The organism is Formosa sejongensis, from assembly GCF_033447105.1.
GTDB lineage: Bacteria > Bacteroidota > Bacteroidia > Flavobacteriales > Flavobacteriaceae > Formosa.
Map to the genome: position 1 here is coordinate 58,121 of NZ_JAWQUN010000024.1, position 6,134 is coordinate 64,254.

Consider the following 6,134-nt stretch of genomic DNA (forward strand, 5'->3'; position numbering starts at 1 on the left):
GTTTCTGGTGATTTAAAATTGCGTCTCTAATTTAATATATTCAATGAATTCTCTACGAGTGTCTTTTTCTTTAAACTTCCCTCCAAATTCTGCAGTAACTGTGCTGCTTTCTATATCTCTAATTCCTCTAGAATTAACACATAAATGTTTAGCATCTATAATACATGCAACATCTTCTGTGCCTAAAACCAATTGTAATTCTTTTACAATTTGAATGGTTAAACGCTCTTGAACTTGAGGTCTTTTAGAGTAATAGTCTACAATACGATTCATTTTAGATAAGCCTACAACATTACCTTTAGAAATGTAAGCGACATGTGCTCTACCAACAATTGGTAACAAATGATGCTCGCAAGTGGAGTAAAGGGTTATGTTTTTTTCGACTAACATTTCGCCGTATTTATACTTGTTTTCGAAAGTAGATGCAGTTGGTTTTTTACTAGGGTCTAATCCACTAAAAATTTCTTTAACAAACATTTTAGCGACACGATTAGGTGTGCCTTGTAAACTGTCGTCTGTTAAATCTAAACCTAATGTCTCCATAATATGGTGAACATCTTTTTTTATACTTTCAATTTTTTCTTCGTTCGAAAGTTTAAAGGCATCTGCACGCATTGGAGTATCTGTTGAAGTTCCAATATGGTTTTCGCCTAAAGCATCGAACTCATCTATATTATTATCAAATTTCATTTGTCTAAAAAATAACGCTGTTTTAATCCGCAAATATAAGTAATTCAGATTTCTTTAAGTTTGAATTAGGAAACAATTAATAGATGTTTGATTTTCAAAAAAAAACGGGTCTGATTTTAACATGAAATCAGACCCGTTTTTAAATGTTTTTAATTGAGTTTATAAAGCGAAACTAATTGAAAATGTAATGTTAGAAAGTCTCGTGTCTAATGAAACATCATCTATTAAACCTACATTATAAAGCTGATATTCCGAATCTCTTTGTGATTGATCGAAAGTTACATCTATTTTTGTAGCCCCAAAACTATATCCTAAACCAACAGAATATCCTGATAAATCGCCTACGGTTACACCATTCTTGTATGGGCTTTCCTCAAAACGATATCCACCTCTCAAGCTAAGTTGTTTTAATCTGTATTCGCCACCAACAGCAAAAGTAGAAGCGCCTGTTAGTTCATTACTTATAATCTGGTTTTGATCATCAAAATACGAATTATAATTTGAGTTGAATTTAGAATTTCCGTAGTCTCTATAAGAATAATCGAAACTAATTAGTCCTTGAACTCCAAATATATAAGCAAGACTTCCGCCAAGTCTTCCTGGTGTTTGTAATTGGTATTCTGGGTGAATATTGATTATTTTTGGATTAACAATCTGGTTTATATCGCGACCACCTTCATCTCTAATCGTAGAGATATATTGAAGTGTTTCTTCTTGAATATTGTACCATGTTGGAGAATCGTAGGTAAATCCTGCTCTTAAGTTCTTGGTGACTTTATAAATGGTTCCAAGCTGAAATGAAAATCCGCCTCCAGTGGTAGATAATCTGTTTTCAAAATTCACGTTTTGTACAATAGAACCTCTATTAGAATTCGATTCTTGCAAATAGGTCAAACGATCGTAATTAATAAAGTGTGTATTTAAATTAAGACCTAAATACAATTTATCGTTGGCTTGTGTGGCTAAATTAAAGGCGATTTTCCCGTTATATCCGGTAGCAGAGTAAATGTAATTTTGATTAAAAGTACCTTCAGCAATATTAGACGTGTATTCTGTATTATCATCATCAAAGTTGTCAGGTTGTAAAATATAAGATTCGTAACCTAAAAATGCTTGTTGATTTCCAGAACCATAATAGGTTCCAATTTCAGAATATGCTTCAGAAATCGATTCATTAGGTAAAGCAGAGATCTCAGATAAACGTTGCCCTTGAGCATAATCCATAAAATAACTATCTATAGAATTTGTATTTATACCATGAGCAGTCCAATCGTTTGTGTAATCTTGTGTCTTATCGTAAGTAATTGCAAAAGTGAACTTTTCAAAAGAACTATTCATATTCGGATTGTAGAACACGAAAGCAGAACCTATTTGAGTGAATTCAATAAAGGAATTTGAATTAGAATCATGTCCGTTAAAAAAATCTGTTTCGTTTTTAACGTATGAATTAGATAAAGTAACGGATAAATAAGTATCGTTGAAAACGGCAGAACCTGCAGGGTTAAGACTAGTCGCCGATAAATCGCCACCCAATGCGCCAAACGCACCACTTAAGGCTCTAAATCTCGCACTCCCAACAATGTTGTCTTGCGAATATCTTACAGCATCTGTTATATTTTGAGCATAAAAAGCAGGCATTGATAAGATGCCTGCTAGTAAAAAAACTATCGTTTTAAAATTCATTATGGAATTCTGTTTTTTCATTAATTATCTACTTCTAGAAGATCTTACACTACTACCTGATGATCTTGAACTACCGGAAGAACTACTAGGAGTAGAATAACTTCTGTTAGATGTAGATTGAGTAGCATTGCTGTTATACGAACTGTTAGAACTACTGCTTCTACTAGTGTTAGATGTTGGTTGTGTTCTACTAGTCGTATTTGTGCTGTTCGTTCTACTTGTATTATAATTTCTAGTTGTTCTAGATGTTGGAACAACTCTTTTATAGGTATTGTTATTATTAGTAGTTGTTGTTCTTGTACTTGTTTTACTATTTCTAGTCAGATTCTGGTATCGACTGTTACTACTAGATACATCGTTTGTTCTAGTCGTATTATATCTAGTACTGTTTAAATATTTATTATTAGAATTGTATGCAATACCTCTGCTGTAGCCCATATTGTTTCCATTGTAGCCATCGTAGTTGTATCTAGGGTATCCGCCACCATATCCTGGGTATCCATATCCCGGGTAACCACCACCGTATCCTGGGTAGCCATACCCTGGATAACCGCCATAATAAGGAGGGTAGTAGCCACCGCCCCAACCGTAGCCCCAACCGCCGTAGTATGGTCTGTACCAACCGGCATAACCCCAACCATAGCCATAATACGGATATCCAAATCCGCCATACATATATGGATCGTTGTAAATAGTTACAGAAACACCTTCAGTTTGCTCTCCCCAACCACCATTACCGTTGTAGTTGTTTTGATTAATGTCTGATTCTGCATAATTATTACTTTGATAAGAGTCTATATCTGTAAAAACAGAATCTTGTTCTGAATTATAAATTTCTATTTCTTGTGATTTTTCTTTGAAATAGTTTTTATAATATATATTATCTGCAGTGTCGTTGTCTTGGTAGACAACAACATTAGAGGTTGTCGAATCGTAAATCCCATCATTATCTTGCTGAGCATATTGTTGTGAACTTCCACAAGATGCAAGCACAAATAGGCTCGAAAGCATTACAAAAAATGGAGTTTTTTGTTTTAAAATATCTTTATATCTCATATCTAGATTAAATTTATTGTTGAACATAACAAAAATAGTTAGTTTTGCTGAACTATTTAATGTATTTAACATAGTGGCAATATTTATGCCAAAATAAAAATATGAGTAAAAAACTTACAAGCAGAGCGGAAGACTACTCTAAGTGGTATAACGAATTAGTAGTAAAAGCGGATCTAGCTGAAAATTCTGCAGTTAGAGGATGTATGGTTATCAAACCATACGGATATGCAATTTGGGAAAAGATGCAAGCAGAATTAGATCGCATGTTTAAAGAGACAGGTCATCAAAATGCGTACTTTCCTTTATTCGTTCCAAAAAGTTTATTTGAAGCTGAAGAAAAAAATGCAGAAGGTTTTGCTAAAGAATGTGCTATTGTAACACATTACAGATTACAAAACGACCCTGACAGACCGGGAAAACTACGTGTAGATCCTGACGCGAAATTAGAAGAAGAATTAGTAGTTAGACCCACAAGTGAAGCTATTATTTGGAACACTTATAAAGGATGGATTCAATCGTATAGAGATTTACCTTTATTAATAAATCAATGGGCGAATGTAGTGCGTTGGGAAATGCGTACACGTTTGTTTTTGCGAACAGCAGAGTTTTTATGGCAAGAAGGGCATACCGCTCACGAAACGAAAGCAGAAGCGATTACTGAAGCTGAATTAATGAATAATGTGTATTCCACTTTTGTTCAAAATTTCATGGCTATTCCTGTAATTAAAGGAATAAAGACAGAAAGCGAACGTTTTGCAGGAGCAGTAGAAACCTATTGTATTGAAGCTTTAATGCAAGACGGGAAAGCATTGCAAGCAGGAACCTCTCATTTCTTAGGACAAAATTTTGCAAAAGCATTCGATGTGAAGTTTACGTCTAAAGAAGGAAAACAAGATTATGTTTGGGCAACCTCTTGGGGAGTGTCAACACGACTTATGGGTGCTTTAATTATGACACATAGTGATGACCATGGTTTAGTATTGCCTCCAAAATTAGCGCCAAACCAAGTTGTTATTGTTCCTATATATAAGACAGACGAACAATTTGATGCTGTTTCTGAAGTTGCGAATACAATTATGAACGATTTAAGAGCTAGAAACATTTCTGTAAAATACGATAATCGTACAGCCTATAGACCAGGAGCTAAATTTGCACAACATGAATTACAAGGGGTGCCATTACGAATAGCAATAGGACCTAAGGATTTAGAAAATGGTACTGTGGAATTAGCAAGACGAGATACCTTAACTAAGGGCGTTGTAGCTTTAGATGAACTTATAGGTGTAGTGGAAGGTCTAATGAAAACAATTCAAGACGATCTTTATCAAAAAGCCTTTGATTTTAGAGCGACGCATACTACTAAGGTGGATACTTTCGAAGAATTTAAAACAGTTTTAGAAAAAACTGGAGGTTTTATTTTAGCACATTGGGATGGGACTACCGAGACAGAAGACAAGATAAAAGATATTACAAAAGCGACAATACGTTGTATTCCAGAAGATTCTGTAGAGGAGTCTGGAGTCTGCGTGTTTAGTGGGAAACCGTCTAGCAGACGTGTGATGTTTGCTAAGGCCTATTAGTTTTGATTTTTTTTCAAAAAACTTTCATTTGTTGTTGCGACATTCAAAAAAGGTTGTATATTTGCACCCGCAATGGGATAATTGTTAACAACAAATCACATTGAAAGTTTTTTGAAAAATTGTTTTGCAGATATTAAAATAAGTTTTATATTTGCACACTCAAAAAAAAATTAATGGCCCGTTCGTCTATCGGCTAGGACGCCAGGTTTTCATCCTGGTAAGAGGGGTTCGACTCCCCTACGGGCTACAATCATTTAATAAGAAAAGAATCAAATGGCAAATCATAAGTCATCGTTAAAAAGAATTAGAAGTAACGAAGCTAAACGTTTAAGAAATAGATATCAGCATAAAACGACTCGTAATGCTATTAAGAGATTACGTGATGCTGAAACAAAAGAAGATGCAGAAGCATTATATTCTAACGTAGTATCTATGATAGATAGATTAGCGAAGAAGAATATAATTCACGCTAACAAAGCGGCAAACCTTAAGTCTGGTTTGACTAAGCATATGGCTGCTTTATAAGAATTATCTAAGTTATATAATAACAGAAAGCTTCTCAGAAATGAGAGGCTTTTTTGTGTTTTACTTGTTTTTAAATGACTTGGATTCAAGTTGGATTAAACTCAATTGGGATCAATAACTAGAATTTCACATCTCTGTCGCCTCTAAACTGTGCTCTAAATTCTTTTGTTTTAGCATTAAAATATTTCACAGAAACATTTGTACTACGATTTATAAAATAGTTTAATATAGATTTATAGTTGATGTGTATTGTGTTGTCGATCATGTTTAATGCTCTAAATCCAGAATTCTCTACACTGTTGTGCACCTACACCAATTTGTTATAGGCAATTTCTAATAATTAGCCGAGTTAAATATAGTTCCAAGTCCTTATGGGTCAAGCATAAAAGTTGGGGAGAATGTTATCTTTGAATAAAAAGTGTTTAGATTTTGAATATAGAATTAGCCCGTTATTTATTGCCAGAAGGCCTGTTAGAATATTTTGATATTGTAAACCATAACTCATCAGAAGGTAAGGTCCATTTTTACTTAGAAGAGAAAAACGTGCTTCCCAAGGAGTACCAGTCAGAACTAGCCCAATCCAAAGGCTTCTTACCAGAG

At 34.2% G+C, this 6,134-nt stretch carries 7 protein-coding genes and 1 tRNA gene; 4 read left to right on the top strand and 4 right to left on the bottom strand.

What is annotated here, in order from left to right; all coding sequences use genetic code 11:
* Positions 1-12: 12 nt before the first annotated feature.
* The 3 genes from folE to R6X41_RS16870 form a co-directional block, all read right to left on the bottom strand.
* Positions 13-690 (bottom strand): GTP cyclohydrolase I FolE, encoded by a 678-nt coding sequence (folE, locus tag R6X41_RS16860; RefSeq protein WP_318501530.1) that lies wholly within the window; start codon positions 688-690, stop codon positions 13-15.
* Between the two features lie 159 nt (positions 691-849).
* Positions 850-2,373: an OmpP1/FadL family transporter gene (locus R6X41_RS16865; protein WP_318501531.1), complete on the bottom strand. Its 1,524-nt coding sequence runs from the start codon at positions 2,371-2,373 to the stop codon at positions 850-852.
* 24 nt (positions 2,374-2,397) lie between these two features.
* On the bottom strand, positions 2,398-3,501 hold the full coding sequence (locus R6X41_RS16870; RefSeq protein ID WP_318501532.1) for a hypothetical protein: 1,104 nt from the start codon (positions 3,499-3,501) through the stop codon (positions 2,398-2,400).
* Positions 3,502-3,530: 29 nt separating this feature from the next.
* On the opposite strand from R6X41_RS16870, the gene proS reads away from it, so the two are divergent.
* The 3 genes from proS to rpsT all read left to right on the top strand — a co-directional run bounded on the left by proS (position 3,531) and on the right by rpsT (position 5,534).
* Complete coding sequence (gene proS, locus R6X41_RS16875; RefSeq protein WP_318501533.1) at positions 3,531-5,009, top strand: proline--tRNA ligase; 1,479 nt, start codon at positions 3,531-3,533, stop codon at positions 5,007-5,009.
* 175 nt (positions 5,010-5,184) lie between these two features.
* Positions 5,185-5,256: transfer RNA gene (locus R6X41_RS16880), tRNA-Glu, on the top strand.
* A 26-nt stretch (positions 5,257-5,282) separates the two neighbouring features.
* Positions 5,283-5,534, top strand: coding sequence for a 30S ribosomal protein S20 (gene rpsT / locus R6X41_RS16885; RefSeq protein ID WP_318501534.1), 252 nt, complete (start codon positions 5,283-5,285; stop codon positions 5,532-5,534).
* A 118-nt stretch (positions 5,535-5,652) separates the two neighbouring features.
* Here rpsT and R6X41_RS16890 read toward each other — a convergent pair whose 3' ends face one another.
* The gene (locus tag R6X41_RS16890) at positions 5,653-5,799 is read right to left on the bottom strand and encodes a hypothetical protein (RefSeq protein ID WP_318501535.1); all 147 of its coding nucleotides are present in this window, start codon (positions 5,797-5,799) and stop codon (positions 5,653-5,655) included.
* Between the two features lie 164 nt (positions 5,800-5,963).
* On the opposite strand from R6X41_RS16890, the gene R6X41_RS19850 reads away from it, so the two are divergent.
* A partial coding sequence (locus tag R6X41_RS19850) for an ISAon1 family transposase N-terminal region protein (RefSeq protein ID WP_489670892.1) occupies positions 5,964-6,134 on the top strand: 171 nt, incomplete at its 3' end.